The organism is Micromonospora sp. NPDC005206 (assembly GCF_040608175.1).
GTDB lineage: Bacteria > Actinomycetota > Actinomycetes > Mycobacteriales > Micromonosporaceae > Micromonospora.
Window position 1 is genome coordinate 23,444 of the sequence record NZ_JBEXHU010000007.1, and the last position, 26,542, is coordinate 49,985.

General features: G+C 71.1%; 28 protein-coding genes and 1 tRNA gene. 18 read left to right on the forward strand and 11 right to left on the reverse strand.

Annotation, left to right across the window (positions count from 1 at the left end):
* The first annotated feature begins 111 nt into the window (after positions 1–111).
* The 6 genes from tmk (at position 112) to ricT (ending at position 6,236) form a co-directional block, all read left to right on the forward strand.
* Positions 112–2,370, forward strand: a complete 2,259-nt coding sequence (tmk, locus tag ABZU69_RS11875) for a dTMP kinase (RefSeq protein WP_354964358.1) — start codon at positions 112–114, stop codon at positions 2,368–2,370.
* Entirely contained in the window at positions 2,370–3,635 is a 1,266-nt protein-coding gene (locus ABZU69_RS11880) for a DNA polymerase III subunit delta' (RefSeq protein WP_354964359.1), read from the forward strand. Before tmk ends, ABZU69_RS11880 begins: the two co-directional genes overlap by 1 nt.
* 145 nt (positions 3,636–3,780) lie before the next feature.
* Positions 3,781–4,110 (forward strand): YbaB/EbfC family nucleoid-associated protein, encoded by a 330-nt coding sequence (locus ABZU69_RS11885; RefSeq protein ID WP_053659404.1) that lies wholly within the window; start codon positions 3,781–3,783, stop codon positions 4,108–4,110.
* A gap of 1 nt (position 4,111) precedes the next feature.
* Positions 4,112–4,417 carry a hypothetical protein gene (locus ABZU69_RS11890; protein WP_354964360.1) on the forward strand — a complete coding sequence of 102 codons (306 nt, stop codon included), beginning with the start codon at positions 4,112–4,114 and terminating at the stop codon, positions 4,415–4,417.
* Positions 4,417–5,097, forward strand: coding sequence for a hypothetical protein (locus ABZU69_RS11895; RefSeq protein ID WP_354964361.1), 681 nt, complete (start codon positions 4,417–4,419; stop codon positions 5,095–5,097). The genes ABZU69_RS11890 and ABZU69_RS11895 overlap by 1 nt, the downstream gene beginning before the upstream one ends.
* A gap of 299 nt (positions 5,098–5,396) precedes the next feature.
* Positions 5,397–6,236: a regulatory iron-sulfur-containing complex subunit RicT gene (gene ricT, locus ABZU69_RS11900; RefSeq protein ID WP_354964362.1), complete on the forward strand. Its 840-nt coding sequence runs from the start codon at positions 5,397–5,399 to the stop codon at positions 6,234–6,236.
* A gap of 24 nt (positions 6,237–6,260) precedes the next feature.
* Here ricT and ABZU69_RS11905 read toward each other — a convergent pair whose 3' ends face one another.
* Positions 6,261–7,937 carry a metallophosphoesterase gene (locus ABZU69_RS11905; RefSeq protein ID WP_354964623.1) on the reverse strand — a complete coding sequence of 559 codons (1,677 nt, stop codon included), beginning with the start codon at positions 7,935–7,937 and terminating at the stop codon, positions 6,261–6,263.
* 233 nt (positions 7,938–8,170) lie between these two features.
* Here ABZU69_RS11905 and ABZU69_RS11910 point away from each other — a divergent pair.
* Positions 8,171–8,244: transfer RNA gene (locus tag ABZU69_RS11910), tRNA-Thr, on the forward strand.
* 17 nt (positions 8,245–8,261) lie between these two features.
* Here the strand turns inward: ABZU69_RS11910 and ABZU69_RS11915 are convergent.
* Positions 8,262–8,483, reverse strand: coding sequence for a hypothetical protein (locus ABZU69_RS11915; protein WP_354964363.1), 222 nt, complete (start codon positions 8,481–8,483; stop codon positions 8,262–8,264).
* A gap of 238 nt (positions 8,484–8,721) precedes the next feature.
* On the opposite strand from ABZU69_RS11915, the gene ABZU69_RS11920 reads away from it, so the two are divergent.
* The 3 genes from ABZU69_RS11920 to ABZU69_RS11930 all read left to right on the forward strand — a co-directional run bounded on the left by ABZU69_RS11920 (position 8,722) and on the right by ABZU69_RS11930 (position 11,410).
* Positions 8,722–9,939: a low temperature requirement protein A gene (locus ABZU69_RS11920; protein WP_354964364.1), complete on the forward strand. Its 1,218-nt coding sequence runs from the start codon at positions 8,722–8,724 to the stop codon at positions 9,937–9,939.
* A 459-nt stretch (positions 9,940–10,398) separates the two neighbouring features.
* Positions 10,399–10,848 (forward strand): hypothetical protein, encoded by a 450-nt coding sequence (locus ABZU69_RS11925; protein WP_354964365.1) that lies wholly within the window; start codon positions 10,399–10,401, stop codon positions 10,846–10,848.
* 22 nt (positions 10,849–10,870) lie between these two features.
* Positions 10,871–11,410 carry a TetR/AcrR family transcriptional regulator gene (locus ABZU69_RS11930; protein WP_354964366.1) on the forward strand — a complete coding sequence of 180 codons (540 nt, stop codon included), beginning with the start codon at positions 10,871–10,873 and terminating at the stop codon, positions 11,408–11,410.
* 208 nt (positions 11,411–11,618) lie between these two features.
* On the opposite strand, the gene ABZU69_RS11935 is transcribed toward ABZU69_RS11930, so the two are convergent.
* The gene (locus ABZU69_RS11935) at positions 11,619–12,230 is read right to left on the reverse strand and encodes a hypothetical protein (RefSeq protein ID WP_354964367.1); all 612 of its coding nucleotides are present in this window, start codon (positions 12,228–12,230) and stop codon (positions 11,619–11,621) included.
* 554 nt (positions 12,231–12,784) lie between these two features.
* Entirely contained in the window at positions 12,785–13,618 is an 834-nt protein-coding gene (locus tag ABZU69_RS11940) for a hypothetical protein (protein WP_354964368.1), read from the reverse strand.
* Between the two features lie 388 nt (positions 13,619–14,006).
* Here ABZU69_RS11940 and ABZU69_RS11945 point away from each other — a divergent pair, with 388 nt between their 5' ends.
* Complete coding sequence (locus ABZU69_RS11945; RefSeq protein WP_354964369.1) at positions 14,007–14,465, forward strand: GNAT family N-acetyltransferase; 459 nt, start codon at positions 14,007–14,009, stop codon at positions 14,463–14,465.
* 335 nt (positions 14,466–14,800) lie between these two features.
* Here ABZU69_RS11945 and ABZU69_RS11950 read toward each other — a convergent pair whose 3' ends face one another.
* The 3 genes from ABZU69_RS11950 to ABZU69_RS11960 all read right to left on the reverse strand — a co-directional run bounded on the left by ABZU69_RS11950 (position 14,801) and on the right by ABZU69_RS11960 (position 16,870).
* Positions 14,801–15,565: an alpha/beta hydrolase gene (locus ABZU69_RS11950; protein WP_354964370.1), complete on the reverse strand. Its 765-nt coding sequence runs from the start codon at positions 15,563–15,565 to the stop codon at positions 14,801–14,803.
* Between the two features lie 189 nt (positions 15,566–15,754).
* Positions 15,755–16,066 carry a hypothetical protein gene (locus tag ABZU69_RS11955; protein ID WP_354964371.1) on the reverse strand — a complete coding sequence of 104 codons (312 nt, stop codon included), beginning with the start codon at positions 16,064–16,066 and terminating at the stop codon, positions 15,755–15,757.
* Positions 16,067–16,300: 234 nt separating this feature from the next.
* Positions 16,301–16,870 carry a YcxB family protein gene (locus ABZU69_RS11960; RefSeq protein WP_354964372.1) on the reverse strand — a complete coding sequence of 190 codons (570 nt, stop codon included), beginning with the start codon at positions 16,868–16,870 and terminating at the stop codon, positions 16,301–16,303.
* 560 nt (positions 16,871–17,430) lie between these two features.
* Between ABZU69_RS11960 and ABZU69_RS11965 the strand changes: the two genes are divergently transcribed.
* A complete protein-coding gene (locus ABZU69_RS11965) occupies positions 17,431–17,595 on the forward strand; it encodes a VOC family protein (protein WP_354964624.1) in 165 nt (54 codons plus the stop codon).
* A gap of 69 nt (positions 17,596–17,664) precedes the next feature.
* Here the strand turns inward: ABZU69_RS11965 and ABZU69_RS11970 are convergent, their stop codons facing one another.
* On the reverse strand, positions 17,665–18,210 hold the full coding sequence (locus ABZU69_RS11970) for a 2'-5' RNA ligase family protein (protein ID WP_354964373.1): 546 nt from the start codon (positions 18,208–18,210) through the stop codon (positions 17,665–17,667).
* A gap of 351 nt (positions 18,211–18,561) precedes the next feature.
* On the opposite strand from ABZU69_RS11970, the gene ABZU69_RS11975 reads away from it, so the two are divergent.
* The 3 genes from ABZU69_RS11975 to ABZU69_RS11985 all read left to right on the forward strand — a co-directional run bounded on the left by ABZU69_RS11975 (position 18,562) and on the right by ABZU69_RS11985 (position 20,727).
* Complete coding sequence (locus ABZU69_RS11975; RefSeq protein ID WP_354964374.1) at positions 18,562–19,095, forward strand: SigE family RNA polymerase sigma factor; 534 nt, start codon at positions 18,562–18,564, stop codon at positions 19,093–19,095.
* Positions 19,085–20,185 (forward strand): hypothetical protein, encoded by a 1,101-nt coding sequence (locus tag ABZU69_RS11980; protein ID WP_354964375.1) that lies wholly within the window; start codon positions 19,085–19,087, stop codon positions 20,183–20,185. The genes ABZU69_RS11975 and ABZU69_RS11980 overlap by 11 nt, the downstream gene beginning before the upstream one ends.
* A gap of 134 nt (positions 20,186–20,319) precedes the next feature.
* Positions 20,320–20,727, forward strand: coding sequence for a VOC family protein (locus ABZU69_RS11985; protein WP_354964376.1), 408 nt, complete (start codon positions 20,320–20,322; stop codon positions 20,725–20,727).
* Between the two features lie 19 nt (positions 20,728–20,746).
* Here ABZU69_RS11985 and ABZU69_RS11990 read toward each other — a convergent pair whose 3' ends face one another.
* Entirely contained in the window at positions 20,747–21,364 is a 618-nt protein-coding gene (locus tag ABZU69_RS11990; protein ID WP_354964377.1) for a pyridoxamine 5'-phosphate oxidase family protein, read from the reverse strand.
* Positions 21,365–21,542: 178 nt separating this feature from the next.
* On the opposite strand from ABZU69_RS11990, the gene ABZU69_RS11995 reads away from it, so the two are divergent.
* The 3 genes from ABZU69_RS11995 to ABZU69_RS12005 are packed head-to-tail and all read left to right on the forward strand — an operon-like array spanning position 21,543 to position 23,710.
* Entirely contained in the window at positions 21,543–22,046 is a 504-nt protein-coding gene (locus ABZU69_RS11995) for a DUF2231 domain-containing protein (RefSeq protein ID WP_354964378.1), read from the forward strand.
* On the forward strand, positions 22,046–22,594 hold the full coding sequence (locus ABZU69_RS12000) for an Hsp20/alpha crystallin family protein (protein ID WP_354964379.1): 549 nt from the start codon (positions 22,046–22,048) through the stop codon (positions 22,592–22,594). The genes ABZU69_RS11995 and ABZU69_RS12000 overlap by 1 nt, the downstream gene beginning before the upstream one ends.
* Positions 22,595–22,603: 9 nt before the next feature.
* Complete coding sequence (locus tag ABZU69_RS12005; RefSeq protein WP_354964380.1) at positions 22,604–23,710, forward strand: glycosyltransferase family 9 protein; 1,107 nt, start codon at positions 22,604–22,606, stop codon at positions 23,708–23,710.
* A 14-nt stretch (positions 23,711–23,724) separates the two neighbouring features.
* Here the strand turns inward: ABZU69_RS12005 and ABZU69_RS12010 are convergent, their stop codons facing one another.
* Complete coding sequence (locus ABZU69_RS12010; RefSeq protein ID WP_354964381.1) at positions 23,725–24,603, reverse strand: glycosyltransferase; 879 nt, start codon at positions 24,601–24,603, stop codon at positions 23,725–23,727.
* The gene (gene rfaE2 / locus ABZU69_RS12015; protein ID WP_354964382.1) at positions 24,600–26,444 is read right to left on the reverse strand and encodes a D-glycero-beta-D-manno-heptose 1-phosphate adenylyltransferase; all 1,845 of its coding nucleotides are present in this window, start codon (positions 26,442–26,444) and stop codon (positions 24,600–24,602) included. The genes ABZU69_RS12010 and rfaE2 overlap by 4 nt, the downstream gene beginning before the upstream one ends.
* Between the last annotated feature and the right edge of the window lie 98 nt (positions 26,445–26,542).

A 26,542-nucleotide genomic window follows, 5' to 3' on the forward strand; every position in this document is an offset into this window, starting at 1 on the left:
CTCGCGTATAACCCGGGCTGCGGTTGGTGCCTTCGGCGGCCTAGGCTCAGCGAGCAGGAGAATGTCGCGAGTGGGATGGCTCCCCACCGGGTCTAGAGTGTTCCACCGGGAATGCCCAGCGATGGGCCGGCACGTGGAGGTACGGCCATCGAAAGCCAGAACAGCGGCGAGTCGCACGGCGTGTCGCGCTCCGGAGGCCAGCCGGGCAACGCCGCCAACCAGTCCGGCGGCAGCCAGGTCGATTCATCCGGCTACGCCGCCATCCGGTCAGTGCTGCGCATCCGGCCGTTCCGCCGGCTCTGGATCGTGCTCGGCGCGGCCTCCTTCGGTGACTGGCTCGGCCTGCTGGCCACCTCGGTCTTCGCCGCCTCCCAGGTGCAGGGCAGCACTGCCCAGGGCGCGGTCTTCGGTGGCGTCATCGCCATCCGGCTGCTGCCCGCACTGGTGCTCGGACCGATCGCCGGCGTCCTCGCCGACCGGTTCGACAGACGCTGGACGATGGTCATCTGCGACCTGCTCCGGTTCGTCCTGTTCGCGTCCATCCCGATGGTGGCGCTTGCCGGCGCCAGCGGCGCGGTGGTGGTCCTGTGGGCGACCATCGCCACCTTCCTGATCGAGTCGATCACCCTGATCTGGATCCCGGCCAAGGAGGCCGCGGTCCCCAACCTGATCCCGCGCGCCCGGCTGGAGGCGGCCAACCAGCTCACGCTGATCACCACGTACGGCCTGACCCCGGTGCTCGCCGCGCTGGTCAGCGCCGGTCTGGACCGCAGCGTCCGGGGCGTGACCGGCGGCAACTTCCCGGACTGGGCCGAGCCGGCCCAACTGGCCCTCTGGTTCAACTCCCTGTCCCGGCTGGCCACCGCCCTGGTCGTCGCGTTCGGCATCAGGGAGATCAGCCAGGGGCAGACTGCCGAGGGCGACCGCCACGAGCAGAGCATGCTGCGCCAGTTCAAGGAGGGCTGGCAGTTCATCGGCCAGACCCCGCTGGTGCGTGGGCTGGTCCTCGGCATCCTGGGCGCGTTCGCCGGGGGCGGCATCGTCATCGGCACCGCGAAGTTCTTCGCCAGCTCGCTGGGTGCCGGTGACGCCGCGTTCTCGCTGCTCTTCGGTGCCATCTTCGTCGGCCTGGCACTCGGCATCGGGCTCGGCCCGATGATCGTCAAGGAGATGTCCCGGCGCCGCTGGTTCGGCATGAGCATCGTGCTGGCCAGCGCCGCCGTGATGACCCTCGCCTTCGCCATCCACCTGTCCATGGCGATCGTCGGCGCGGTGCTGGTCGGCGCCGGCGCCGGGATGGCCTTCCTGGCCGGCACCACGCTGCTCGGCGGCGAGATCAGGGACGAGGTGCGCGGCCGGGTCTTCGCCGTCGTGCAGATCGGCACCCGGCTGGTGCTGATCCTGGCCATCGCGCTGAGCAGCCTGCTCGCCGGTGTCGGTGGCTCGCGCAAGCTGGAGATCGCCGACCTGGGCCTGTCCGTCTCGTCGACCCGGCTGCTGCTGCTCGCCGCCGGGGTCGCCGGCATCTTCGCCGGGATCAGCGCGTTCGGTCAGATGGACGACAAGAAGGGCGTCCCGGTCCTCGCCGACCTCTGGGGCTCCATCCGGGGTCGCCCGCTGATGCCGGCCGAGCCGTTCGTCTCCGCCGGGCTCTTCGTGGTCTTCGAGGGCGGTGAGGGCGCCGGCAAGTCCACCCAGCTCGCCGCGCTCGCCGAGCGGCTGCGCGGCCAGGGGCGCGACGTCGTGGTCACCCGCGAGCCGGGGGCGACCGGGGTCGGTCAACGAATCCGGTCGCTGGTGCTGGACACCTCCGGCGACGAGGCGCCCTCGCCGCGCGCCGAGGCGCTGCTCTACGCCGCCGACCGGGCGCACCACGTGGCCGCCGTGGTGCGACCCGCGCTGGTCCGTGGCGGCGTGGTGATCAGCGACCGGTACGTCGACTCGTCCCTGGCGTACCAGGGCGCGGGGCGGACACTCCCGGTCGACGAGGTCTCCTGGCTCTCCTCCTGGGCCACCGGCGGGCTCAAGCCCGACCTGGTGGTGCTGCTGGACGTCGAGCCGCAGACCGGCCTGTCCCGGGTGGCATCGCGCAGCGCGGGCGTCGACCGGCTGGAGGCCGAGTCGATCGCGTTCCACGAGCGTGTCCGGTACGCCTTCCTCGACCTGGCCGCCGCCGACCCGAAGCGCTACCTGGTGCTCGACGGGTCCCGACCGGCCGAGGAGATCACCCGGCAGGTGGTCCGACGCGTCGAGGAGATGCTCGGAAATCCGGGCGGCATCGTGCACCCCAGGCCGGCGCAGGGTCCGGACACCTCGGTGCAGCCGGAGTTATCCGACGCGGAGCTGGTGACGATGGAGCATCGAACCTGATGCCGGAGGTCTTCGCCGACCTGGTCGGTCAGGACGAGGCGGTGACCGAGCTGCGCCGGGCCGCCGCCGCGGCGGCGGCCGTGTTGCGCGTGGGCGCGGCCGACCGTTCGCCCGCGCTGATCGCCGCCGGCCCGGCCGGCACGGACGGCGGGGCCGGTGCACCGGCCCGGGTCGACCCGAGCGCCGGGATGACCCACGCCTGGATCTTCACCGGGCCGCCCGGCTCCGGCCGCTCGGTCGCCGCCCGCGCCTTCGCCGCCGCCCTGCAGTGCGTCCACGGCACCGGCTGCGGCGAGTGCCCCGGCTGCCACACCACGATGGGCGGCACCCACGCCGACGTCCGGATGGTGGTGCCGGAGGGGCTCTCCATCGGCGTCGGCGAGATGCGCGCGCTGGTGCTCCGCGCGGCCAGCACCCCGTCCGGCGGGCGCTGGCAGGTGGTGATCATCGAGGACGCCGACCGGCTCACCGAGGCGGCTGGCAACGCGCTGCTCAAGGCGATCGAGGAGCCCCCACCGCGTACCGTGTTCCTGCTCTGCGCCCCCTCCACCCACCCGGACGACATCTCGGTGACCATCCGGTCGCGCTGTCGCGTCGTACCCCTGCGGCAGCCGCCGGCCACGGCGGTGGCCGAGGTGTTGGTCCGTCGGGACGGCATCGCCCCCGACGTGGCGCAGTGGGCGGCGGCGGCCGCGCAGGGGCACGTGGGTCGGGCCCGCCGGCTGGCCCGCGACCCGGAGGCCCGCCAGCGGCGCGAGGCGGTGCTCGCGGTGCCTCGCCGGCTGACCGGCGTCGGCGCGGCGTTCGACGCGGCGTCCGCACTGATCGAGGCGGCCGAGGCGGAGGCCGAGGCGTCGGTCACCGAGGCCGACGCGACCGAACGGGCGGCGCTGGAGACCGCGCTCGGCGCCGGCGGCACCGGCCGGGGCGCGGCCGGCGCGATGCGGGGCGCCGCCGGGCAGCTCAAGGAGCTGGAGAAGCGGCAGAAGTCGCGGGCCACCCGGGCTCAACGGGACGCGCTGGACCGGGCGCTGGTCGACCTGGCCGGTTTCTACCGGGACGCGCTCACCATGGCGCTGCGCGCTCCGGTCGCCCCGGTGCACACCGACACCGCCGTGCTGGCCGGCGCCGGGGCACAGAAGTGGGACGCCGAGGGGTCGCTGCGCCGGCTGGAGGCCGTGCTCGCCTGCCGGGCGGCTATCGAGGCGAACGTCAAGCCACGGATCGCCGTCGAGGCGATGATGCTCGCCCTCTGGAAGGGCTGACCCGCACCCTCCGTGCCGTGGTCCCGCCCGCCGGACCGGTCATCCACAGGCATCGACACGCGCGATTGCTGTGCGGTACGGTCCGGTGTGCTGTTGTGACGGTGACGGCACGCTCAGTGATGGGTCATCCGGGAGGAGTCGGCCGATGCCGCGGGGGGAGATCGACGAAGCCTGGATCGAGGAGGCGGTTCGGCGCTACCGCCGGATCGAGTCGCTCCAGGCCGAGTTCGACCAGGCGGTCTCGACCGTCGAGGTCACCGTCCGCTCGCCGGACGGGCTGGTCGAGGTGGTGGTCACCGCCGGTGGGCGGATCACCGACGTCCGGTTCCTTGGGCCGCTGCACAGCCGCAGCCCGCGAGACGTGGCCGGCTCCGTGCAGGCCGCGGTCACCGCCGCGGCCGACGCCGCCGAGTGGGCCCGGGAGAAGCTGCACAACGAGACGTTCGCCGCCTACCGACCGCTCGCGGGGGCCTGAGATGGACACACTGCGCGCGCTCTCCGCCCGGCTGGACGAGGCGAGCACCACGCTCACCGCCCTGTCCCGCACGGTCACCGCCAGCGATCCGGCCCAGGCAGCCTTCGGCACGGACGCCCCGGGGCGGCCCGGCGAGATCGGCCGCGCCCTGCACCGGCAGTGGACCGCCGCCACCGACGACCGGGCCCGCGAGGCACGCGCCGCCGCCGGTCGGCTGGCCGCCGCCGCCTCGGCCGTGCGCGAGGCCGCCGACCGCTACGGCGAAGTCGACCGGGCCGCCCGCCGCCGCATCACCGGGGAGCCCTGATGGACCCGCTGGACCGGCTCGCCGAGCCCGGCCTGGACCTGCTGCGCCGGGTGGACACACTGCTGGCCGCCGGGGTCCCCGAGGGGCACCGGGTCTGGCCGCTGCTGCGCCGGATGCAGGTGCTCCCGGGCGACGCGGTCCGCGGCTTCCTCGACCTTCATCCGGCGCCGCTCGCCGGCGCCGGGCACGCGGTGCGCCGGCTGGTCCGGGGGTACGACGACGTCTCCGCCGCGCTCAGCGACCCCGTGCTCTGGTCCGGCCCAGCCGCCTCGGCCTACGGGCAGGAGCGGGCGGCACTGCTGCGCCACCTCGACGAGGGGCCGGAGAGCCTGGTCGGGCGCCTGGAGTCCACGGCCGGATACGCCGACGCCCTCGCCGACTGGGTGGAGGGCACCCGGCTCGCCCTGGCCCGCACCCTGGCCGACATCCTCCGCTCGGCCGAGGCGGTCGCCGTGGTCGCCGCCACGGCCACGGGCATGCCGCTCCGGCCCGGCCCGGTGGGGCCGGGCGTGGCCGATGCGGCCGAGATCGCCGCGCGGGTGCTGGCGGTGCTCTGCGTCGCGTACGACGGTGCCGAGACGCTGCTGCACCAATGGGCGCCGAGCCTGGCCGAGTCCGCCTGGCGGCCGCCGGTGGACGGTCGACCCCGGCACGACCAGACCACCCAGGTCGGCTGGTAGCCGGCCGACCGCGCCCCGGACAGGCCACGGCGTCGCCCGCGGGCGCCCGGCCTGAGCCGGCACCGACGGCGACGCCGTGGTCTTCCCCCTGCACCCCCCGCAGGTCTGCCTCCACTCAACGCCGCCCGGACGCGTTTGTCCCCTACTGCGGCCAGGATTCAACCGTCCGGGCGAGGAGCAACGGCACGACGGGTGGCCCTGCCATCGGTCAAGTCGACGGTCATGGATGGCAGCGGGCGGTAGTCGCCCGGCGACGGCCGACGCGCCCTCCGGCGGTGATCCGTCGTAGGGTGGGGTGCATGGGCATGCTCTGCGCGGTCAGCTTCAACCGGTACGGGCGCCTCTACTACCTCGACCCCGGCGAGTTGCGCCCGCAGGTCGGCGACAAGGTGCTGGTGCCGACCGACGACGGGCCCGAGGTGGCCGAGTGCGTCTGGGCCGCACAGTGGGTGACCGAGGAGACCGAAGGCTTCCCCCGGCTGGTGGGGCTGGCCGGCGACGACGATCTGCGCCGGGACGAGGCGCTGCGTCGGCGCAAGGCCGAGGCCAAGGTGGCCGCGAAGCGGCTGATCCGCGCGCACGGCCTGCCGATGAAGGTGGTTGCCGTCGACCACGTGCTCGGCTCCACCGAGGGTGGCGGCGAGCGCAGCACCGTCTACTTCACCGCGCCGCACCGGGTGGACTTCCGCTCCCTGGTCCGTGACCTGGGCGCCACCCTGCACTGTCGCGTCGAGCTGCGGCAGCTCTCCGCACGGGACTCCGCGCGGGTGCAGGGCGGGATCGGCTCGTGCGGGCGGGACCTGTGCTGCGCCACGTTCCTCACCGACTTCGAGCCGGTGACCATCCGGATGGCCAAGGACCAGGACCTGCCGCTGAATCCGCTGCGCATCTCCGGCGCGTGCGGCCGGCTGATGTGCTGCCTGAAGTACGAGCACCCGCTCTACCAGCGTTTCCAGGAGACCGCCCCGACCGTCGGCAGCCGGGTCTCGACGCCGGAGGGCGACGGCCGCGTGGTCGGCCACAGCGTCCCCCGTGACGCGGTGACGGTCCGGCTCGACGCCGACGGCTCCCGCTGCTCCTGCTCCCGCGCCTCCGTCTGCGCCCCCCGCCAGGCCCACGACCAGCACTACACGTCCTGACCCCGCAGGGCCCCGTCCGACCGGTCAGTGCAGGACTATGGGGGGTTCGGCCAGGCGGGGGGTCAGGGGGGACTTCGGGGTCAGCCAACTGGCGGTGGGGGACTGGTCGGGGTTGACCTGCCAGTCGCGGGAGACCCGGTCGACGGCCACCGGGTAGATGGTGAGCGTGCCGTCGGGGTCGATGCGCAACCGCAGGAACGCCTTCGAGTCCTCGATGCCCTGACCGGCGAAGAGTTCGTTGACGTTCACCCCGAACGACCCCGCCACCAGCAGGTACGCCGCCACCAGTTGACTGGCCAGCAGGCCGCTCACCGGGCCGTAGAGCACCGCCGCGGCGACCACCGGCAGCGGCCACGGCCAGTCGTAGAGCGGCAGCGCCAACCAGGCCCAGGTGCCGGCGGCGGCCAGCCCGACGTGTGCCAGGCCGTGGCTGACGCCGAGGATCCAGTGCCGCGCGTGCCGCTTGCCGCTCGCGCTCGGCGGTTTGGCGAACAGAGCCGCCGCCAGCACTGTCACGAGCAACATCAACACCAGCGGTACGGTGAACAGCCGCTGATCGGTGGCGTCCGCCCAGTTCGCGGCCGCGCCCGCCATGGCCAGCATCAGCAGCGTGTGCAGGGTGCCGAGCAGGGTGGTGAAACCGGGGTTGCGGAACGGCAGCCGGGGGAAGATGCCCCAGCCGTAGCGGCGCGAGCGGGCCGCGTCCGGATAGCGGGCCACCAGGTCGTACGGCTGGGCACGGCTGGCCCGCCGGGCCAGGGTGTCCCGCGGCGGCACCTCGATGCGCTCCGGCAGCTTGTGCGTCGGGTAGAGGTACGCCCCACCGCCGCCGCAGGTGATCAGCTGCCGGGTCGGCCCCGCGTAGCGGGCGTAGTGGTGCAGGTCGCCGGAGAGCAGCAGACGGACCTGCGCCCCGGTCGGGTCGATGATCGTTCGGATGAAGTAGTCGACCGAGTCGTACGCCGTCGGATGGTCGGCGGCCTTGACCCAGGCCGGCGCCGGCGTCGCGATGATCACCTTCGACTCCGGGCCGAGCCGCCGGGCCACCTCGTCGAAGTACGCCAGCTGCGGGTCGTCCAGGTACGAGCCGGACTGGTCGTCGACGCCGAGCAGCCACCAGCCGGCCGGCAACTCCACGGCGAAGTACGAGCGCGACTGCCCGGTGCCCCAGCCGCCGAAGTGCCGGTCCCTGGAGCGGACGAACAACCGCAGGAAGGCGGTCAGGCCGTCGTACCAGTCGTGGTTGCCTGGCACCGCGAAGAGGGTGGGCCGCTCCGGCGGGGTCGCTGGCAGCGCGGCCTGGTAGGGGCCCTTGCAACGATCCTCGTACGAGGCGTAGGCCGCCGACGGGTACACCTGGTCGCCACCCATCACCAGGGTCTGCGCCCGGGGCAGCCGGTGCCCGTCCACGGTCAGCTCCGGCTGTGCCAGCAGGTACGCCACCGAGTAGGTGGCGTTGAAGCCATCACCCAGGTCGGCCACGTAGTCGAGCCACAGCCCGCCGTCCGGCCCAGCCTGGCGGAAGGCGTCGTCGCCGAACGCGTTCTGCAACTCGCGCTTGTCCAGGTACGCCCCGAAGAGCATCGCCAGCAGCGTCCGGATGCCGGTGCTGATCAGCAGGAACGGGGCCAGCCACGGCACCGGCTTGCGCGGCGTGAAGCCCAGCTCCAGCGGGTCGGTGGTGCGGGGCCGGTGGGCGATCCGCTCCCCGGCCGGCGGGCCGTCGGGACGTCCGTCCGCCGGGTCCTGCTGGTCGGGGCGGTCGAGGGGGGCGTGATCGTCGCTCACCCGCCGCAGCGTAGTACCGACCCGGATGATCCGCTGTCCGGTAAACGTCCAGATGACGGCGGTTGTCCGGTTGATGGCAGCGGGCGGGGAGGGGGGTACCCCGTTCGGGCGACGGCCGTGGGGGTGCCGTACACTTGACGATCGTTGCCGCCTTAGCTCAGTCGGCTAGAGCGACGCACTCGTAATGCGTAGGTCGACGGTTCGATTCCGTCAGGCGGCTCGGCACGGAAGCCCAGGTCATCGGCCTGGGCTTCGCCGTTTCCCGAGGTCGACAACACCGCCGCCGGCCGTGCCAGTCCGCAGATAGTCCGCACCCCGCGCAGCGACCGCCTCGTCCAGCCGGTTGGCGACCGCGTCCAGGTCGTCACCGAACAGCCCCGCGTACACGTCCAGCGTCATCGACGCCGAGGCGTGCCCGAGCATCCGCTGCACCGCCTTGACGTTGGCGCCCGCCGCCACGGCCAGACTCGCCGCCGTGTAGGGCGCTCCACCTGGTCCCCGTCCCAGGAGGCTGGACGGTCTGCGACTGCCCGACGAGGAGATCCGCTCTTTACTCAGCTGGGCGCCCACAAACGTCAACGGATCGGCGCAGGTGTCATCCGTGCCTGGCTCACGCGAGCGTTACCGCCGTCGCCGCCGGTTGATGAAACGGGCGAAATCGGTGCACGCAAAGCGATCCTCCCGTAACCATGGGCGGATGGGGCGACCATCGGAGCCGGCGCAGACCGGGGGCATCATGCGCGGCGAGGAGGACGCCCAGCAGGCCAGCTTCCTGGAGCTGTTCTTCGACCTGGTGTTGGTCTTCGCCCTGGTCGGGGTCGTCAGCAGGATGGGGCCGGACCTTCTCTCCGACAATGTGGGCGTGCGCTGGCTGTCGCTGCTGTACGCGGCCGTTCTGGCCCTGCCGTTGCTGTGGCTGTGGACGACCACCGCGTACCTCACCAGCCGGTTCGACTACCGCAACGGCTGGATTCAGCTGCTGGTCCTGGTCAGCGCGTTCGGCCTGCTGATCATGGCGACGTCCCTGTACGAGTTCGAGCAACACGGCGCCACCTTCGCCATCGTGTACGTGGTGCTGCACATCGGACGCCCCTTGGTGCTCCGGCCCCTGTTACGGGAGCACGAGCAGGTACGGGAGCTCTACACCCGCCTGGCCATCTGGGCCAGCATCTCCGGCGTCATTTGGCTCGCCGGGGCGGCGATGCGCGGAAACCTCCGGCTCGCCCTATGGTTGATCGCCATCACCGTGGACCTGGTCGTGGCGCGGGTCAGATGGCCGGTACCCGGCCTGGGCCGGCCACCGACCAGCGCGTGGGCGATGGCCAGCAGCCGATACCTCCCCGAGCGCTACCAGCAACTGTTGTTGATCGCGCTCGGCGAGACGGTGCTGTCCATAGGCCTCACCTACGCCACCCACCCCACCACGCTCGCCGCAAAGGCGGCCCTGGTGGTCACGTTCCTGTCGTCCGTGCTGATGTGGCGGATCTACTTCTATCGCGCGGGCCAGGTGCTGGCCGAGGCCGTCGAGATGTCGTCGAACCGGGCAGCTGCCGGCGGGATCGTCGGTGTGGCCCATCTGCTCATGGTTCTCGGCATCACCTTGGCCGCGGCTGGCGCGGAAATCGTGTTGGCGCATCCGGAGGGGCCCTCCGTGCCGGCCTGGCTCGTGGTCATCCTCGGCGGGCCGGCGATCTTCCTGTTCGGCCGCAGTCGGCTGGAACGGGTCGTCTTCAACCGGCTCGCCGTGCGCCGGCTCGTCGGCATCGGCGTTCTGGTCCTGCTGGCGCCGCCGCTGTTCTTCGGCCCGCCGCTGCTTGCCGCCATCGTCGCTGCGGTCGTGCTGCTCGGCGTCGCCGTTGCGGACGCTCGACGCGCCGCCGGCCGCCCACTGGAGGCCCCGTCCCCGTCCGCCTAGCAGAGGCGGTCCGCATCCAGTCCGCAAGAGGTCCACAGATGATGGGGAAGCGTTGAGGGATGTCGGAAGGATTTCCGCTGCCAGGCCCCCATGTGCCCAGGTCGGCGGCACGGGCAGTTTGATCTCGTAATGCGTAGGTCGACGGTTCGATTCCGTCAGGCGGCTCCACCAGAAGGCCCAGGTCACCGGCTTGATCGCCGATCATGACCTGGGCCTTCTCCATGCTCTCGCCAGGCCGAGCAGCCAAGCGAGCAGCCAAAGCCTCATACACCTGACCACAGCGCCCCCTCCATCCGCGACGCGGCCTCCTGACGATTCGTTGCTTGGTCGTGGTCGTCGCGCTGCTCGCCCTGCCCCGTGCCGTAATTTGTCGCGCCCGGGGCCGACTACCCGTTGACGAGGCTAACGTTGTTAGCCTACGGTCAGGCTAACGCTGTTAGCCAGATCCGAGGAGAGTTTATGATCACCAGCAGTTCCACCGTGTCGACCACATCGGCGCGGTCGCCGCGATCTGGCCGCGATCGGATCGCAAGGATCATGTTGTGGCTTGCCGCCGTCGGCGCCGCCGGTGCCGCGCTCACCGCGGCCGGCACGGTTTGGGACGCCGATGGCGGGACCAAAGTCGTCGAGACCTGGCGAGCCTACGGCCTCGTCGTCTTCGCGGGCCTGTTCGTGCTGCTTGCGCTGGCGCCGCGCAGCTACCGAGGTGTGTGGGAGCTGGTGATCTTCCACAAGATCGCGCTCACGGTGACCGCCTTGCTCTACGCCGCTCACGCCGGCATCGCCGACACCGCAACGATCGTCGGTTGGGATGGCACCGTCTCTGTGCTCCTCGTCGGCGCCTACGTGTTGAGTCGCGGTTGGACGTCGTCCCCGGACTGGCGCGGCACCACCCAGCGCGCCGGATGAGGGCGCTGATAGCGATCCCGGCTTGTCCGAGGCGCTGGTGAACCGCCGCGGCGAGGTGGTCGACGCGGCCGAGCGGATCCTGGAACGTGAAGGCCCAGACGCGGTGACCATGCGGCGCCTCGCCGACGAACTGCGGATCCAGGCACCCTCGCTGTACAAGCACATCGCCGGCAAGACCGAGATCGAAGCTGCACTGCAACAGCGCGCGCTGGAACGGCTCGGTGCCGTGCTGGCCGGGGCCAGCGCCGACCTGGCCACGCTCGTCGCCGCCTACCGGCGATGGGCGCTTGAGCACCCTCGCCTCTACGAGCTCAGTGCCCGCCATTCCCTGAATCGTCCACGTCTCGCGTCCGGCGTCGAGGCCGCGGCGGCCGCGCCCCTGTTGAAGGTCACCGGCGGCAACGTCGCAGCCGCGCGTGCCATCTGGGGCCTCGCGCACGGCCTTGTCGATCTCGAGCTGGCCGACCGATTCCCACCCAACGCCGACCTCGACGCGGCTTGGGCCCACGCGATCAGCGCGTTCGCCATCTATTGCACACCACAGCTCGACGGCGACCCGTGACACACGCACCTTTCTCACGATGCCGAACGGAGGTCGGCCTCATGACGGACGCAGGCTCTCACGCCGACTTTTCCGAGGGGCCGCCTGAGAAGCACGTACAGGCGTCGACAGGGCGCCAACCGGCGGCGGTCAGGGCTGCGCCGGGTCCGACCAGTGGCATGACGGCCAGTTGCGCTCCCGGTCCGGCCTTGGCCGACGTGAGTCGGGGTCATGCGGCGGCAGCCAAGTAAGGGCCGTGGCTGATGCGGTGGAGTAGCTGTTCTCCGATGAACCTGGTGTAGGCTTGGGGGATGGCTTGCGACAGCTCAGCACGCGTCATCCAGTCGATGCCCATCGCCGCGGCTCCCTCGGCGTGGGTGAACTTGTAGCCGCGGGTCATTTGACCACCGCCACCGGTGCCGTAGACCCCGCCGATAGGGCGCTTCGAGCAGTGGCAGCCCCCGGCGCCCATCAACAGCATGTTGGATGCGAACCGATGATGCCGCCTCAGCCACCGACCGCCCGCGCGTAGGCCGAACTCGCTTCCGCACAGGATGCGGGATCCCAGCATCCGGGGGGTGGCCTCGACGTCCTCGACAACCCACGGGAGGCCGGACGCGGCAAGCCTGCGGAGCGTCGCGTCGAGCATCCAGCCCGTCCCGTCACCCCCTACGCGACTCACGAGAGCGCTGTGATCATGGCAAGGCGGGGAGGCATGGACGGCATCGAAGCCGTCAAGCGGGAACGTGAGTGCGTCGCTCCGTACGAAGGCAAACGGGTACCGCGCCTGTGGACGGATGTCCACGCCGACCACCTCGAACCCCGCCAGGTGGTAGCCCATCGCCGCACCGCCGGCACCGCAAAACAGGTCGAGCAACCGTGGGCGAGGCATCAGCGCGCTCCCGCCGCAGTTGGCAGCAGTGACGAGAGCAACCGCACAGGACGATGGCAGCCCACGGCCCTTGCCGAGCGTCGACGGACCTGCTGCACAGAGCTTGTGAGCGAGGAGTCGCACCGGCAGCGACCGCCATGCCGAGTCAGCAGAGAGTCAGCATGGCTGCTTGCCGCGCGATGATGACGGCTGAAGGGGGTGACACGGCCCCGGTGCGTGAGGGCACGAGACGACGTCGGTTGATACCAGCCGGCAACGCCGACCAGGCTCCCCCCGACGGGGGTCATGCCCGCGGCGAGCAAGCAGCCGGCAGCAGAGGCGGCTTGACATCCGTGGCTGACATCATCGCTGGCGGCCGAGGCCGGACATGCTCATACGGATCTGGCCTCCGGCCCGGACCCAGTGGACGTCAGCGGACGCTGCGACTCTTGCCGGAAGCGCCTTGTAAGCGAGTGTCCGTGGCCAAGCGTCGGGTCGTCTCTGGCCCGTCTGCGGCCGAAGCCTCAAGCTTCCGCGCCGGTCGGCCGGACTGCGGGCGCCCGGGCGAGTCGCCACCGCGTCGCGCCGTAGCCGAGCAGGAAGGCGATCGCGGCCCCGCCCAGGCTCGGAATCAGGGTCGCGGCGAGGGCCGGTCGGTTCGGAGCAGTCAGGGCGCCGAAGAACGGGTCAGCGGTCACGTACAGCGACCCGCAGATTGGGATGACGACGGCCACCGTAACCGCCCACCAGCGGTTGAGTAGCGCGGCCAGGCCGATCCCAACGATCGCGAACAGCGGGACGCCGGCCGCCGCACGAAGCACCACCGGCCACACCGACTCCTCGGCCAAGATCTGCACCGGCAAGAAGATGTCCTTCGAGGCCAGCTCGCGCCGAACCCAGTGGTCGGCGACCACTCTGGACGCCAGTGGCAGCACGGCGGCGAGGTCGGCCACGGCGAGGAGCAGACCGAACAGCGCGGCCGCGCCCGCCTTCGCCACCAGGTACCGGCCGGGACGGGGCGGCGGGGGGAGCCGGGCCGGCGACGATTCCAGGGCCGGCAGGGAGAGCCGGGCCGGGCGGCCGGTCAGTCGTGGATCACGCAGTACCAGGAACGCCCCGGCCGCCAGCGCGGCCAGTTGAGCCCAGCCGAGGCCCGAGGTGTGGATCGCCTTGACGTCGAAGTGGTACGCGTCAAGCTGTTCTTCTAGGGTCTGCGGGTCGTAGTAGACGTAGAACATGTAGGCGTCGTCGTTGAACGAAAGACTGCTCAGGCCGGCGAACGCGACCAGGGGCGGCAGGAGCCACAGCGTCCGACTGCGGGCCAACCCCAGCAACTCCTGACGCAACAGACTGCTCATCGGCGTCAATCTACCCGTTGGCCGATTTGGCTCGCGGACGGCGCCGGGCGGGGCCAGGTCCTGCTTACGTCTGCCTTTGGCGGCCAGGTGGCGAACAGATCCGCTGTCTCACCGGTCGGTTGCCGTCCGGGTGATCGCCCGTGGGAGCTTTGCTACCGGCAGTGGCGAGGAGCAGCCAACCGAGCAGCCAAGTCCGCGGACGTCAGCGGACTGGTGCGCACACCGGCGCCAGCCGGATCGAGCGGCGCAGCGCCAAGACGTCAGGGTCGCTAGCGACTCGTAATGCGCAGTGACCGCCTCGTCCAAGACGTTGGCGACCGCGTCCAGGTCGTCACCGAACAGGCCGGCATACACGTCCAGGGTCATCGAACTACGGAGGAGAGCCGGCATGCAGGTGGCCGTTCGTGAGGCGACGGTGTCCGACGCTGCGGTTTTAGGCGGTCTTCGGTGGCGGCGGCTGACCGAGGAACGCGGCTACACCGGAACAGACCGCGCCGCCTTCATGGAGCTGTTTTCCACTTGGGTCGTCCACCACCTGTCAACCCACCTGCCCTTCCTCGCCCAGGTAGACGAAGACGTAGTCGGCATGGCATGGCTGATCGTCGCTGACCGAGTACCCACTCCCGCGCAGCACGTTCGGCGCAGCGGCGACGTCCAGTCGGTGTATGTGGTGCCTGAGCTACGCGACTGCGGGACCGGTCCGGCTCTTCTGGAGGCCGTACTGGTCGAGGCCCGCAAGCTGGACCTGGAGCACGTGACCGTCCATTCCAGTGAACGAGCAGTGCCCTTCTACCAGCGGGTGGGCTTCCAGCATGACCAGCGCTGGCTCCGCTGGCAGCCGGAGTGAAACCGCTTCCTCCGCTGGGACTCGTGATCATGTCGAGCATCTGGTGGGACTCGGGTGTCAAGCATGTCCCGTGACAGGACACTCGGCGAGCCGTTTGTGATCCGACAGCTGATGTGCGACGCAGCTCCGCCAGGTGATATGGGACAGGGTCCGGCGATCGAGGGGTGGCAGGTTAGCCGCCGACCAACGTCCTGTCGTAGCCGATGAGCGAGCACGTCGTTCCGCCGCCCGTTGAGAAAACCGATTGCGAGTGGCCGGCACCGGATGTCTGGTTGATCGGCCACCAGTCACAGGAGGGAACATGACGCCCATGTTGCTCCCCACCCTCCGCTGGCTCAGTCGAGTTCGGACAGGAAGGCACTGGCAGCGGCAGCGAACTGCGCTTGAGCATCGTGATGCACCACGTGACCGGCTGGCAGCTCGGCAAGACGGGCCTGGCCGGCGCGACGGGCGATCATCTCGCGAGCGTGGCCGGCCGCCAGTTCATCGCTGCGCGTTCCACGGATCAGGAGGGTGGGGCAGCTTACCGAAAGCCAGTCCTTCCAGTGGTCACCGTTGAGTGCTTTCTGGGACGCCACCGTGTCATCGATGTCGAACGAGAAGCCCCAGCCGTCCTTCGACCGGCGGAAGGAACACTCCAGATAGGGAGCCGTCGCGCCCAGGGCCGAGGCCAGCGCATCGCGGGATCGCGCGTGGCGGGGGAGGCTGGTGGTGAACGACCAGTCGCAGTCCACAACCGCGCCGATGTCCTCGACGATCAGCGCCGTGACCCGGTCCGCGTGCCGGCCGGCGTACTGGTAGGCGTTCACACCGCCGAGTGAGTGGCCCAGCACCGCCACAGGGCCGACTTCCAGATGCCGGTGGAAGGCGGCGACGTCGGCAACATAGTCGTCCCGCTCATAGCTCTCGGCACGGTCCGACGCTCCATGCCCACGCTGATCGAGCGCGATCACCCGCCACCGCGGTGCCAGCGCCTCAGCCAGCGGCGCGAATGCCGACGCTTCGTTGTAGTGCCCGTGAAGAGCCAGGAGCGGAGTACCCGAACCGCCAAAGTCCAGATACGAAAGCCTGCGACTCCCAACCGTGAGGAACCCACGCATGACCTGGAATGTTAGGCCCCTGCAGTTTTCCGCACTCCGGGAGCGGTGAGGGCGCCGGCCGCTACGGCCAGGCTCGCAGCGGTGTGCCGCAGGTCGTGTGGCGTCACACCGGCGAAGTTGGCATGAGCGAGCGGCCTTCGAGCGGCACGAGAGGTGCCAGCAGTTCCTCCGGAACGCGACGCGCGATTGTCAGATGTACGAGAACGACCAGCCGAACATCCGCACCGGCAGGAGTACAAGAACGACGGTCGCAGCGACGGCGAGCAGAACGCGCACTGTGCGAAGACCTCGCCACCACGGGATAATCCAGAGCAGCAACCACATGGTGCCTGAGATCACCACATGCCCGCCGATCACCCCGAGGCTGGTCTCCTCGCACATGTTGTCAGCCATGGCCTGCTCGCACAGCGCCGGTGGGCCGTTGTGGTCCCCGAGGTTTCCCAACATTCCTACGATGCAGGCCAACACCGGAGCCGCCACGAGGGTGAACAGCGGCGTCACCAACCATCCGGCGAGGTCACGGCGCCGATCCGCTAGCCGTCCCACTGGCAGAACGCTACAGCCGGGCATCGACATTTCCCAAGCTGACGCTTCGGGCCCCCGCATCAACGGAACGGTCTGCATCCAGTCCGCACGAGGGTCCACGGACGGTGGGAGAGCGGTGAGCGATGTCGGAAGATTCGGGTGGAACCGTGCAGGTGCGCGGGTGTTCCTGGAGGGCGCTGGGCGTGGCAATCAAGCGCGCCGGTGGCAGTGGGTCTCGAGCAACGACCGTAGCCGCGCCGGATCGCCGGTCACCAGGCCGCGCTTGGGCAGCACGAGTACCGCTGCGCCAAGCCGCTCAGACGCGCGCAGAACGAACGACCGTTCCGTCTCGATATACCGCAGGTACTGGGACCACGCGGCTGTTTCGCTCCGGCTTGCGCTGGTGAGACGTATCCCGGTGTCATCCACGGTGGTTCGGATGGGCTCGGACAGCCAAGGATTCCCGCGCATGATCAGGCGTACCTGCCAGCGATAGATCCAGCGGGCGGCGACCAGGAGCCGAAACAGCAGCAGGCCGAGCCCGATGCCGAAGAGAGCCACCGTGGCGAGGACTGCGATGTGAGCCGCCGACATGGCCCGGGAGCCGTCAGAAGAGATGAGCCCAGGAAGGAGCCCGACGAGCGCGGCGACGATCAGTACCGGGACCAGCCAGGGACGCCGGACGTCGCGCCGGTGGGCGACGATGCCGTCGAGCCAGTCGTCCTTGGTGAGGGTGTAGCTGAGTTCGACCGGGCTGACGGTGACCTGCTCGGATGACATGAAGGGCAGTGTATTTCCGACGTCCCGTCCGTCTGGCGGATGGGTATGCCGGGTCGGCCGACAACTGTGTCCTTGCCTTCGACGCGGACGCGTACTCTGTTGAGGAACCGTGCTGGGGCCGGTCGGCCAATCCGGTGCCACATGGTTCGGGGCAGCCGCGGCCGAGCCGACGCGTACCTGTCGTGACCGGCTGGGAAGGCCCACCCACCAGCACCATCCCGGACTCAGCAGCCAGTGACCGACTTCGGGATGCCGGGCGAGGTGCACTCTGGCAGTCCTGCGCTGGCTCGACTTGGCCGGCCGTTGCCGAAGAGGACGCCGTTCCGCCGCGGCAGTCACTGACCTGGGCTGTCTTTCGCAAGAAATCACGGGTGCAGAATTCGTAGGCCTACCGGCGCGACCGAATACCGCTACTCATTCCCGGCGTGGCTCCCGGTTCGTCTCCTCTACGGGTTAACAGGACCGTAGCGTCGTCGGATTGCCGACGTAGCGCATGGACCCTCACCTTGTCGTGGTAACTCTGGGCACCACCTGTTAACGCACCTGACCGATAGCTCAGCCTGAGCGTCGCCTCGCCCGCCGCGTCGGACGCGATCGTCGAGCGGGCGCGCTGCGCCGGCGCCGAGGTGGTCACCGAGCCGACAGCACAACCCTGGGGGTACGCCGGCGTCTTCGCCGACGCCGACGGTCACCTGTGGATGGTGTCCGTCGAGCCAGCGTCCTGAAACGTCGACGGGGCCAAGGGCGTTCGGCGAGGCGGTCCACCTTGTCTCCGTCGGGGGAGGCTGGACGGTCTACGACTGCCCGACGAGGAGATCCGCCCCCAGTGGGAACTCGCAGACGGTGCGCCAAGGGCTTAGGCCCGGCGTTCCGGCGATGAGGCGAACCATGTCGACGGCCGCGTTGATCGGCAGCTGCGCGGAGACAGTCTCCGCGGCGTGGCTCAGTGTGGGCTTGGGTCCGTCCTGGCCGATGGTCAGGTGCGGCACCACCTCGGTGTGCGCCCCGGTATATGGGGTGGTCTCGGGAAATCGCTGCCACACCGCCGCGGTGAGGTTCCGGAACGGATGGTCTGGCTGCGGCGCAAGCCATACGACCGTGTCACCGAACCAGCCGATGTGAGTCAGCGCAACGTCGAACCGCGGTATGCCGGCAATGGTCTTGCGCAGCGCGGTCAGGGCCTGGTCGTTGATCTGCTGCGGAGGCAGAAACGGGTAGAGGACGGTCACGTGCGCCGGCACGCCCCATGAGGCAGCCGGGTCGAGGGATTCCCGAAACCGGCCTACCGCTTCCTCGGCCTCGGGTATCGGCACGATGAGCGCCGTCTGTGTCGGTTCCATCCCGGCAGTTTCCCGATCACGGCCGGTGCTGGTCTACGGACTTTCGCCACCGGTGCTGCGTGGTGCCCCGTCTCGGTCCTCGTCCTGTCCTCGAGAGGTCGAACCCCGGCCGCTGACACTGAGGGATGCCGAGAGGGGTTTCTGCAGGCCAGGCGGGGTCGGGGCTGCGATCTGCTTACCCGAGGCGTCGTAGACGGGCGCCCGCTACTTCCGGTTCGGCCGCTTCTCGATGCTCACCGGCTACGCCGCCTGCCTGGCCTAGCGGTGTTGCCCTGCGCGGATTTTGATCGGCTGGCGCGTTAACCGCACTGTCCTCCCAGAGCGTTCATGAGGTGGGAGGTACACATACACATGCAACGACCCCGGGAACTGAGGCCGCCGGAGGGCTTCGCCGAGTTCGTCGCGGCGCGCTCGGATGCGCTGCTACGTTCGGCCTGGCTGCTTACCGGCGACGTCGGGCGGGCGGAGGACCTGTTGCAGACGGTTCTGGCAGACGTCTGGCGGCGCTGGGCCGCGATCACGACTGTCGGGCATCCCGAGGCGTACCTGCGCAAGGCCTTGTTCACCACGTACGTGTCCTGGTGGCGGCGTCGTTGGCGCAATGAGATTCCAGGCCAGCCACCGGACAAGTCGGAATACGGCGACATAGCCGGGGAGTCCGCTGACCGGGACGCGGTGCGCCGCGCCTTGGCGCGGCTTAGCCGACAGCAGCGGGCGGTCGTGGTGCTCCGCTACGTCGAGGACCTGACGGTCCAGCGGACAGCGGAAGTGCTCGGCTGCTCGCACAACACGGTCAAGGTGCAGGCCTCTCGTGCCCTACGGATTCTGCGTACCGATCCGAACCTTGAGCTGTCTGCCACTAGGAGGTCACGAAATGACGCATGAAGATGAGGACATCAAACTCCTGTTGACCGAGGCTGTTCCCCCGCTGGCGCCGCCGGTGGATCGGGTTGGCGCGGTGGCGAGGCGGGTCCGCCGGCACCGGCAGCGCCTGATCGGAAGCAGCGCGCTCGCCATAGCGATGACAGTTGCACTAGGTGTCGGAGGGGTGCAGATACTCGCCGGTGGCAACCACGCCCCTCCACCCCAGGCGGCGGGCGACTCGGGCGGACAAGGGCGGTGGACCTCGTGCGCCGACGCGGCACCGGAGATGGCCACCCCTGGCTTCTCTATCACGGCCGAGGACGTGGCCGTCCTGCCCCGCCTCGATGGTGACTTCACGCCGACAGCGGTCGTCATCTGCGGACACGAGACGCAGCGACGCGCTGACGGAGGCGAGGACATGGTGGCGACGGAACGTCGTGCCGACGACGTCGCCGCCCTCGTCACCGCGCTCCGCCTGCCCGACGAGCCGAGCCCAAACCGAGGGGGGTGCTTGATGATGTTGTCGTTGGCGCCCTGGCTCGCGGTCGTCGACGCCGACGGCCGGTGGATGCGGCCCGGGATTCCCATCGACCTGTGCCGGAATTTGCGGACCGAGGTACGTGAAGCCCTCGACGCGCTGCCGCTGACCACTGTGGCGACCCGCCCGGTCGCCGAGGTCGAGTCGGCTGAGGCCGCCGCAGCGGGTTGCAGCCAGCGCTGGAAGGACGTGATGTCGGTGGAGACGACGAGGAAGCCGGGCCCCCGCACCGGAGCCCTCCCGGAGCCGTTCCCCGCCGGGCAGCAGGTCCGCCTTTGCGTTTACCAGGTGTCGAAGAGCGCGCAGGGGAGCGAAGGCGAATTCGCGCACGGGACGGTGCTGCCAGCGGACCGCCGGACGGCAATTGAGCACGCCCTCAAGGCTGCCGGGCCGGTGGAGTCGTGCAGCGGACAAGCCAGCCGGTTCGCGCTGCTGTGGTCAGTGGCCGGCGGGGACCCGCAGACGTACGTCGAACTCGACGGCTGCCACCGCATCATGGTGGTCGCCGCTTCCGGCGGCACGGTCATCGCGCAGGGTGACGCCGCACTGGCCGAGCTGATCGACAAGCTGTGACCTATCGGCGAGGCCGATTCCCCGCGGTTACGGGGTGCCGGTGCTCGGTGTTCGACCGGCGGTCCGATGACTTTTGGCGCCGGGTCGCGTCCATCCTGGAGACAGTGTCCGTTCGACACCCTGGAGCCCGTCCCATGACCTTCGCGCCCGTAATCGTCAGTCTTCCGATCGCCGACCGTCCGACCTCACACCGCTTCTACCGGGATGGTCTCGGTCTGGAGACGGTGGGAGAGCTGGCTGACGACGGCATCCCGGAGCCGTTGCAGTTCGTCGTCAACGACGGGCTGCGGCTGATGCTCATCCCGACCGGCGGATTCGGGTGGGTGATCGGTCCGCACGAGGCCGCCGCGCGGGGGCAGAGCGAGTGTCTGCTCAGCCTGAGCGTCGCCTCGCCCGCCGACGCGGACGCGATCGTCGAGCGGGCGCGCTCCGCCGGCGCCGAGGTGGTCACCGAGCCGACAGCACAACCCTGGGGGTACGCCGGCACCTTCGCCGACCCCGACGGTCACCTGTGGATGGTGTCCGTCGAGCCAGCGTCCTGAAACCGACGGCGAGGCGGGATCAGACGTAGATGCTTCGGACGTACTCCGGGCCGTAGCGCTGTTCCAGGTCCGCCAGGCTCTCCGCCGGCGCCTCGACCTCCTTGATCAGCCGGGCCCGGGACGGCAGTACGTCCGACTGCCAGGTCTCCGGCTGCCACAGCGCGGACCGCATGAACGCCTTGGGGCAGTGGTAGAAGATCTGCTCGATCTCCACCACCACCGCGAGCACCGGCCGGTGCCCCTTGACCACCATGTCGTCGAACCAGGGCGCGTCCCGCACCAGCCGGGCCCGTCCGTTGATTCGCAGCGTGTCGGTCCGCCCGGGGATCATGAAGAGCAACCCGACGTGCGGGTTGTCGAGGATGTTGCGGTAGCCGTCCGCCCGCTTGTTGCCCGGTCGTTCCGGCAGCGCGATGGTCGTGTCGTCCAGCACCAGGGCGAACCCGGCCGGGTCGCCCTTGGGCGATACGTCGCAGCTGCCGTCCGCGCCGGCCGTGGCCACCAGGCAGAACGGCGCGGCGGCCAGCCACTGGCGGTCCCGCTCGTGCAGGCGGGCGCGATCCTTGTTGGCGGCCTGCGCGTTCGGCACGCCGAGCAGCTCGCGTAGTTCCTCGTGCGAGGTGATCTCCACCGTCACGTGATCCTCCCCCGGCCGTTGACCTGGGTGGCGGGCACCACCGTCCGACGACCTCGTCCGCCAGCCTAGGCCTGCGTGGCCAGCGCGAGGTTTGCCCCCGGTTGTCGGGGGTACGGCCTCACCCGACGCGCCCGCAGCACGAACTGTCACGAGGACGCCGACCAGTGGAGGCCGGAAGATGGAGAGCCGACTCAAGGTGCTGGGCCATCCGGTCCATCCGATGCTGGTCATGTTCCCGGTCGCGCTGCTCGTCACGGCGTTGCTGTTCGACGTGGTGGACACCGTCGGCGGGCCTGATTTCCTCGGCGAGGTCGCGTACTGGAACATCACGGTCGGTCTGATCGGCGGCCTGCTGGCCGCGGTGGCCGGCTCGTTCGACCTGTTGGCGATCCCGACCGGCACCCGCGCCAAGCGGGTGGGTCTGCTGCACGCCGGCGCGAACGTCGCCGTGATCCTGCTCTTCGCCGCCGTCTGGGCGGTCCGGCTCAACGCGGATTCCCGAGCCGCAGGTGGCGCGCTGGTCGCCATCGAGGTGGTGGCGGTCGCCCTTCTCGGCATCAGCGCCTGGCTCGGCGGGGAACTGGTCGACCGGCTCGGCGTGGGCGTCGACCGCGAGGCCGGTCTGGACGCGCCCAGCTCACTGCGGCCGCCCGCGGCCGCCCGGCGGATCGGAGAGGTGTGATGACCGAGCAGCAGACCGGCGGCTTCGGCCGGGGATGGCGGGGCCGGCAGCAGGGTTGGGATCCGATGGGCGAGCTGCAGTCGCTGCGCGCCGAGCTGAGCCGGCTGGTCGGCGGCCGGGCCGGGACGTCCGACGTCGAGCTGACCGAGACCGCGGACGGCTGGGAGGTCGTCGTCCGGCTGCCCGGGGTGGCGCCGGAGGAGGTGGCGGTCGAGCTGGACGACCGGGAGTTGTGCGTACGGGCCCGTTCCGAGGCGGAGGTCAACGCCGACCAGGGCATTCCGGGCGGCTTCGAGACCCGCGGCTTCGAGTACCGCATCGACCTGCCGGCCCGGGTCGACCCGGAGGGCATCGACGCGGTGATGGACCACGGCCTGCTCCGGGTCCGGCTGCCGCGGGCGGTCCGACCCAGGCCGCGCACCATCACCGTCGGCCGCACCGGGCCGCGTTCCGGCGACTTCTCCACCGGTACGCCGATGCCGGCCGATCCCGCCGCCGACCGCGAGTTGCACCGCCCGGACACGGTCGGCGAGATCGACCGGTCGTAGCGGGACCGCGTGGTCACCCCGTCCCTGCTCGGCCCGACGGCCGGGCGCGTCCCCGACGTGCAGCGGATCGCCGTGCTGCGCGCCAACGCGCTCGGCGACTTCCTGTTCGTCCTGCCGGCGCTGGACGCGCTGCGCGCCGCGTACCCGGAGGCGGAGATCGTGCTGCTCGGCGCGCCGTGGCACGCGAAGCTCTGGCGCGACCGGCCCGGCCCGGTGGACCGGGTGCTGGTGGTGCCGCCGGCGCCGGGCATCCGCACGCCGGAGGCGGGTGAGGCGGAGTCGTCGATGGACGACTTCCTGGCGGCGGCCACCGGCGAGGGCTTCGACCTGGCGGTGCAGATCCACGGCGGCGGCGCCAACTCCAACCCGCTGGTCAGCGGCCTCGGCGCCCGGGTCACCGTGGGGCTGCGCGCCGACGACGCGCCGCCGCTGGACCGGTGGATCCGGTACATCTACTACCAGCACGAGGTGATCCGCTACCTGGAGGCGGTGGCCCTGGTGGGTGCGCCGGCGACCACCATCGTGCCGGCGCTGGCCGTGACCGACGCCGACCGGGCGGAGGCGGACCAGGTGCTCGGCCCACCGGACCGACCCCGGGTGGCGCTGCATCCGGGCGCCAGCGACACCCGCCGCCGCTGGCCGGCCGAGCGGTTCGCCGAGGTGGCCCGCGAGCTGCACGGCGACGGCTTCGAGGTGCTGGTCACCGGTACGCCGAGCGAGCGGGAGGTGGTGGACCGGGTGGTCGCCGCGGCGGGGGTGCCGGTCCGGCCGCAGGTGGGCACGCTCAGCCTCGGTGGGTTGGCCGGTTGCTACGCCGGCTGCGCCCTGGTCGTCTCCAACGACACCGGCCCGCTGCACCTGGCCGCCGCGGTGGGTACGCCGACGGTCGGCGTCTACTGGGTCGGCAACCTGATCAACACGGCCAACCCGCTACGCGGCCGGCACCGGCCGATCTGTTCCTGGATCGTGCACTGCCCGGTCTGCGGGGTGGACTGCACGCCCGGCATCTATCCGCACCGGCCCGGCGACGGCGAGTGCCCGCACCGGGATTCCTTCGTCAGCGACGTGCCGACGATCGAGGTGCTGGAGGCCGCCCGGGAGCTGCTCCAGGCGTAGGGAAGGGCGCCTTTTCAGGCTGGCTGGGGGGTGTCCTCGTCGGCGAGTACGACCTCCCACGCCTCGACGTCCCGATCGGTGACCGTGGTGGGGGACTCCAGGTGGTAGGCGCCGCTGGGCAGGATGCCGGCCCCTCCGTGCCGGGCCAGCACCGAGAGTTGGGCGGCCACGTCCTCGCCCTGGTGCTTCTCCTGCACCTTCCGCCAGAAGTCGAAGCCACCGGAATCGACGAGCTTGGCCCGGTCGTAGAGCACGCACCCCCCGATCCAGGAGATCTTGTACGCACGCCACGCACCGGGCGGCAGCGCCAACTCTCCGGTGACGTGCAGCAGGTTGGCCGCCGAGTGGATCCGGGCCCGGTTCCACTCCGGGGTGCCGGGCCGGATCCGCTCCGGTGTGGGCCGGCCGATCCACTCCTCGTAGTGCCCGTGCGTCTCTGGTCGCCGGTCATCGGTGTACGAGAGCCCGTGCACGCCGTTGCCGACGAACCCGCAGCCCAGCTCCCCGATCGCGGTGACCAGCCGATGCAGCGCCCCAGGCTCCAGCCAGACGTCGTCGTCGAGGCTGAGCACGTACCGGGCGGCCGAGGTGGCCAGCAGGTACGCCCGGTGCTCGGCCAGCCCTCGCCGAGGCAGCCGGCGGGTCAGCAGCACCGGGTGGCCCCGGTGGCGCAGAGCCCGGACCATGGTGGCGGCGGCGGGGTGGGCGTACGCCGGCTCCCCGTCGGACTGGTCGCTGACCACCACCCCGAAGCCGGATACGCCCTCCTGGGCGGCGAGGCCGGCCAGGGTGACCGCCAGCTCGGCGGGCCGGTTACGGGTCGGAATCAGCACGTCGACCAGCCGCTCGGTGCGGAACGCCTCCGGGGTGTCGAGGTCGAGTGGGCGGTTCACGACGCTCGGGTACGGGTGCGGAGTGACGGGTCCTGGCCGTGCGACGACGGGTCGGGCTCCCGGTCCTGACTGTGCGACCGGATCCGCTCGATGATCGCGGACGTGGACCGGTCCGGCACGTACCCCAGGGTGCGCACCTGGCCACCCAGCCGGCGCACCAGCGGCGCCTCAGGCACCAGCTCCGGTGGGTAGTCCCCGCCCTTGACGTAGACGTCCGGCCGAACCGCCTCGATCAGCGCCGCGGGCGAGTCCTCCTCGAAGATCACCACGTGGTCCACGCAGGACAGCGCGGCGAGCAGGGCGCCCCGGTCCTCGACCGGGTTGACCGGACGGTCCGACCCCTTCAACCGGCGTACGCTGCCGTCCGAGTTGACCGCCACGATGAGCAGGTCGCCCAGGGCGCGGGCCTGCTCCAGGTAGCGCACGTGCCCGCGGTGCAGCACGTCGAAGCAGCCGTTGGTGAACACCACCGAACGTCCGGTGTCGCGATACTCGGCGACGATCGCGTCCAGCTCGTCGGCGCCGACGAGCACCGGGTGCCCGGTGCTCTCCGGCGGCTGGTCGAGCGCGGTGAGCAGGTCCTCCCGTCGGCACACGCAGGTGCCGGTGTCCGACACGGTGATGGTGGCTGCCAGCTGGGCGAGCTGGGCGGCGGTGGGCAGCGGCGCGTCGGCGGCCAGGGCCAGCGTCATCGCCGCCAGGTACGCGTCACCGGCACCCACGGCATGGCTCGCCGGCACCGGGGTGCTGTGGCTGCGTCGCGGCTCCCCGTCGGCGCCGCCGACAACCGCGCCCTCGGTGTCCAGGGTCACCGCGACCACGTCGGCGCCGGTGTGCGCACGTAGGTCGGCGAGGCGCGCCTCGGCCAGCACCGCCCGGTCGACGCCCTCTCCGGCCTCGGTGTTCACGGTCACGCCGGCGCCGGTGACGCTGAGTCCGTCGCCGGTGAGGGCCACCTGGCCTTCGCTGAGCGTCGGCTCGCCGACCGGCCCCGGATGGCCGGCCCGGGTCGGGTCGGGGATGGTTCCGGCGCTGACGGCGTCGGCTCGCGCCCCACCCGGGGCGGCACCCACGCTCAGCTCGGATGGTCCGTCGGCCGGGTCGCTGTCGGGGTGTTCCAGGTGCAGTTCGATGCCGGCCGCCGGGCGGTTCGCGCGGCCGGCGCGGGCCAGCAGCCGGGTCGCCTCGGCGAAGCTGGGGGTGACCACGGTCGGCGCGAGCCCCCGCCAGTCGGCCAGGTCGTGGGCGTCCAGCGCGACCGTGGCGTAGCGCTCCCGCTGCTCGACCAGCCAGGCGCGGACCGGCGCGGGCAGGGCGCCCAGGCCGTAGTCGCAGACCACCAGGGTCGGTGCCTCCCCGCCGGCGGCGGCGCGCAGCTCCTCGGTGGCACAGTCCAGCGCGGTGAGCAGCCGGGTCACCCCGTCCGGGGCGAGCGCGTCCGGGCCGCCGGAGTCCTCCCGGAGCAGGATCTGGTTGCCGGCCAGCATCCGCCGCTTCACCGGGGTGGGGCGACCGGGCTGGTTGACCGTACGGTCCCAGACGCCGGCGCGGTCCAGGCAGTCGTGCAGTTCGTCACCGGCGACGTCGGCACCGACCGGTGCCACCAGCACCGCCCGTCCACCGAGGGTGGCGACGTTGACGGCGGTGTTCGCGGCCCCGCCGGCGGCGGAGATCCGCCGCCGCAGGGTGAGGACCGGGGCGGGCGCCTCCCGGCAGAGCCGGTCGGAGTCGGCGAACCGCCATTCGTCCAACATGGCGTCGCCGATGATCAGGACGGGGCGCCCCAGCCAGCTCTCCACGACGGTGGCGAGCCGGCGGTGTTCCGCTGCTGCTCCTGCCATGCCTCCCCGGGTCCCCAGCACCCTCGGGGTCAAACCTCCGTGGTGATCCACTCCAGTGGCCGGCCGAGGCGGACGTGTTTTTCCTGGTTCGACGCATG

Coding starts and splice junctions, on each gene's coding strand:
- tmk (WP_354964358.1), top strand. CDS start 112: ATGCCCAGCGATGGGCCGGCACGTGGAGGTACGGCCATCGAAAGCCAG.
- ABZU69_RS11880 (WP_354964359.1), top strand. CDS start 2,370: ATGCCGGAGGTCTTCGCCGACCTGGTCGGTCAGGACGAGGCGGTGACC.
- ABZU69_RS11885 (WP_053659404.1), top strand. CDS start 3,781: ATGCCGCGGGGGGAGATCGACGAAGCCTGGATCGAGGAGGCGGTTCGG.
- ABZU69_RS11890 (WP_354964360.1), top strand. CDS start 4,112: ATGGACACACTGCGCGCGCTCTCCGCCCGGCTGGACGAGGCGAGCACC.
- ABZU69_RS11895 (WP_354964361.1), top strand. CDS start 4,417: ATGGACCCGCTGGACCGGCTCGCCGAGCCCGGCCTGGACCTGCTGCGC.
- ricT (WP_354964362.1), top strand. CDS start 5,397: ATGGGCATGCTCTGCGCGGTCAGCTTCAACCGGTACGGGCGCCTCTAC.
- ABZU69_RS11920 (WP_354964364.1), top strand. CDS start 8,722: ATGGGGCGACCATCGGAGCCGGCGCAGACCGGGGGCATCATGCGCGGC.
- ABZU69_RS11925 (WP_354964365.1), top strand. CDS start 10,399: ATGATCACCAGCAGTTCCACCGTGTCGACCACATCGGCGCGGTCGCCG.
- ABZU69_RS11935 (WP_354964367.1), bottom strand. CDS start 12,230: ATGGGCTACCACCTGGCGGGGTTCGAGGTGGTCGGCGTGGACATCCGT.
- ABZU69_RS11940 (WP_354964368.1), bottom strand. CDS start 13,618: ATGAGCAGTCTGTTGCGTCAGGAGTTGCTGGGGTTGGCCCGCAGTCGG.
- ABZU69_RS11945 (WP_354964369.1), top strand. CDS start 14,007: ATGCAGGTGGCCGTTCGTGAGGCGACGGTGTCCGACGCTGCGGTTTTA.
- ABZU69_RS11950 (WP_354964370.1), bottom strand. CDS start 15,565: ATGCGTGGGTTCCTCACGGTTGGGAGTCGCAGGCTTTCGTATCTGGAC.
- ABZU69_RS11960 (WP_354964372.1), bottom strand. CDS start 16,870: ATGTCATCCGAGCAGGTCACCGTCAGCCCGGTCGAACTCAGCTACACC.
- ABZU69_RS11970 (WP_354964373.1), bottom strand. CDS start 18,210: ATGGAACCGACACAGACGGCGCTCATCGTGCCGATACCCGAGGCCGAG.
- ABZU69_RS11975 (WP_354964374.1), top strand. CDS start 18,562: ATGCAACGACCCCGGGAACTGAGGCCGCCGGAGGGCTTCGCCGAGTTC.
- ABZU69_RS11980 (WP_354964375.1), top strand. CDS start 19,085: ATGACGCATGAAGATGAGGACATCAAACTCCTGTTGACCGAGGCTGTT.
- ABZU69_RS11985 (WP_354964376.1), top strand. CDS start 20,320: ATGACCTTCGCGCCCGTAATCGTCAGTCTTCCGATCGCCGACCGTCCG.
- ABZU69_RS11995 (WP_354964378.1), top strand. CDS start 21,543: ATGGAGAGCCGACTCAAGGTGCTGGGCCATCCGGTCCATCCGATGCTG.
- ABZU69_RS12000 (WP_354964379.1), top strand. CDS start 22,046: ATGACCGAGCAGCAGACCGGCGGCTTCGGCCGGGGATGGCGGGGCCGG.
- rfaE2 (WP_354964382.1), bottom strand. CDS start 26,444: ATGGCAGGAGCAGCAGCGGAACACCGCCGGCTCGCCACCGTCGTGGAG.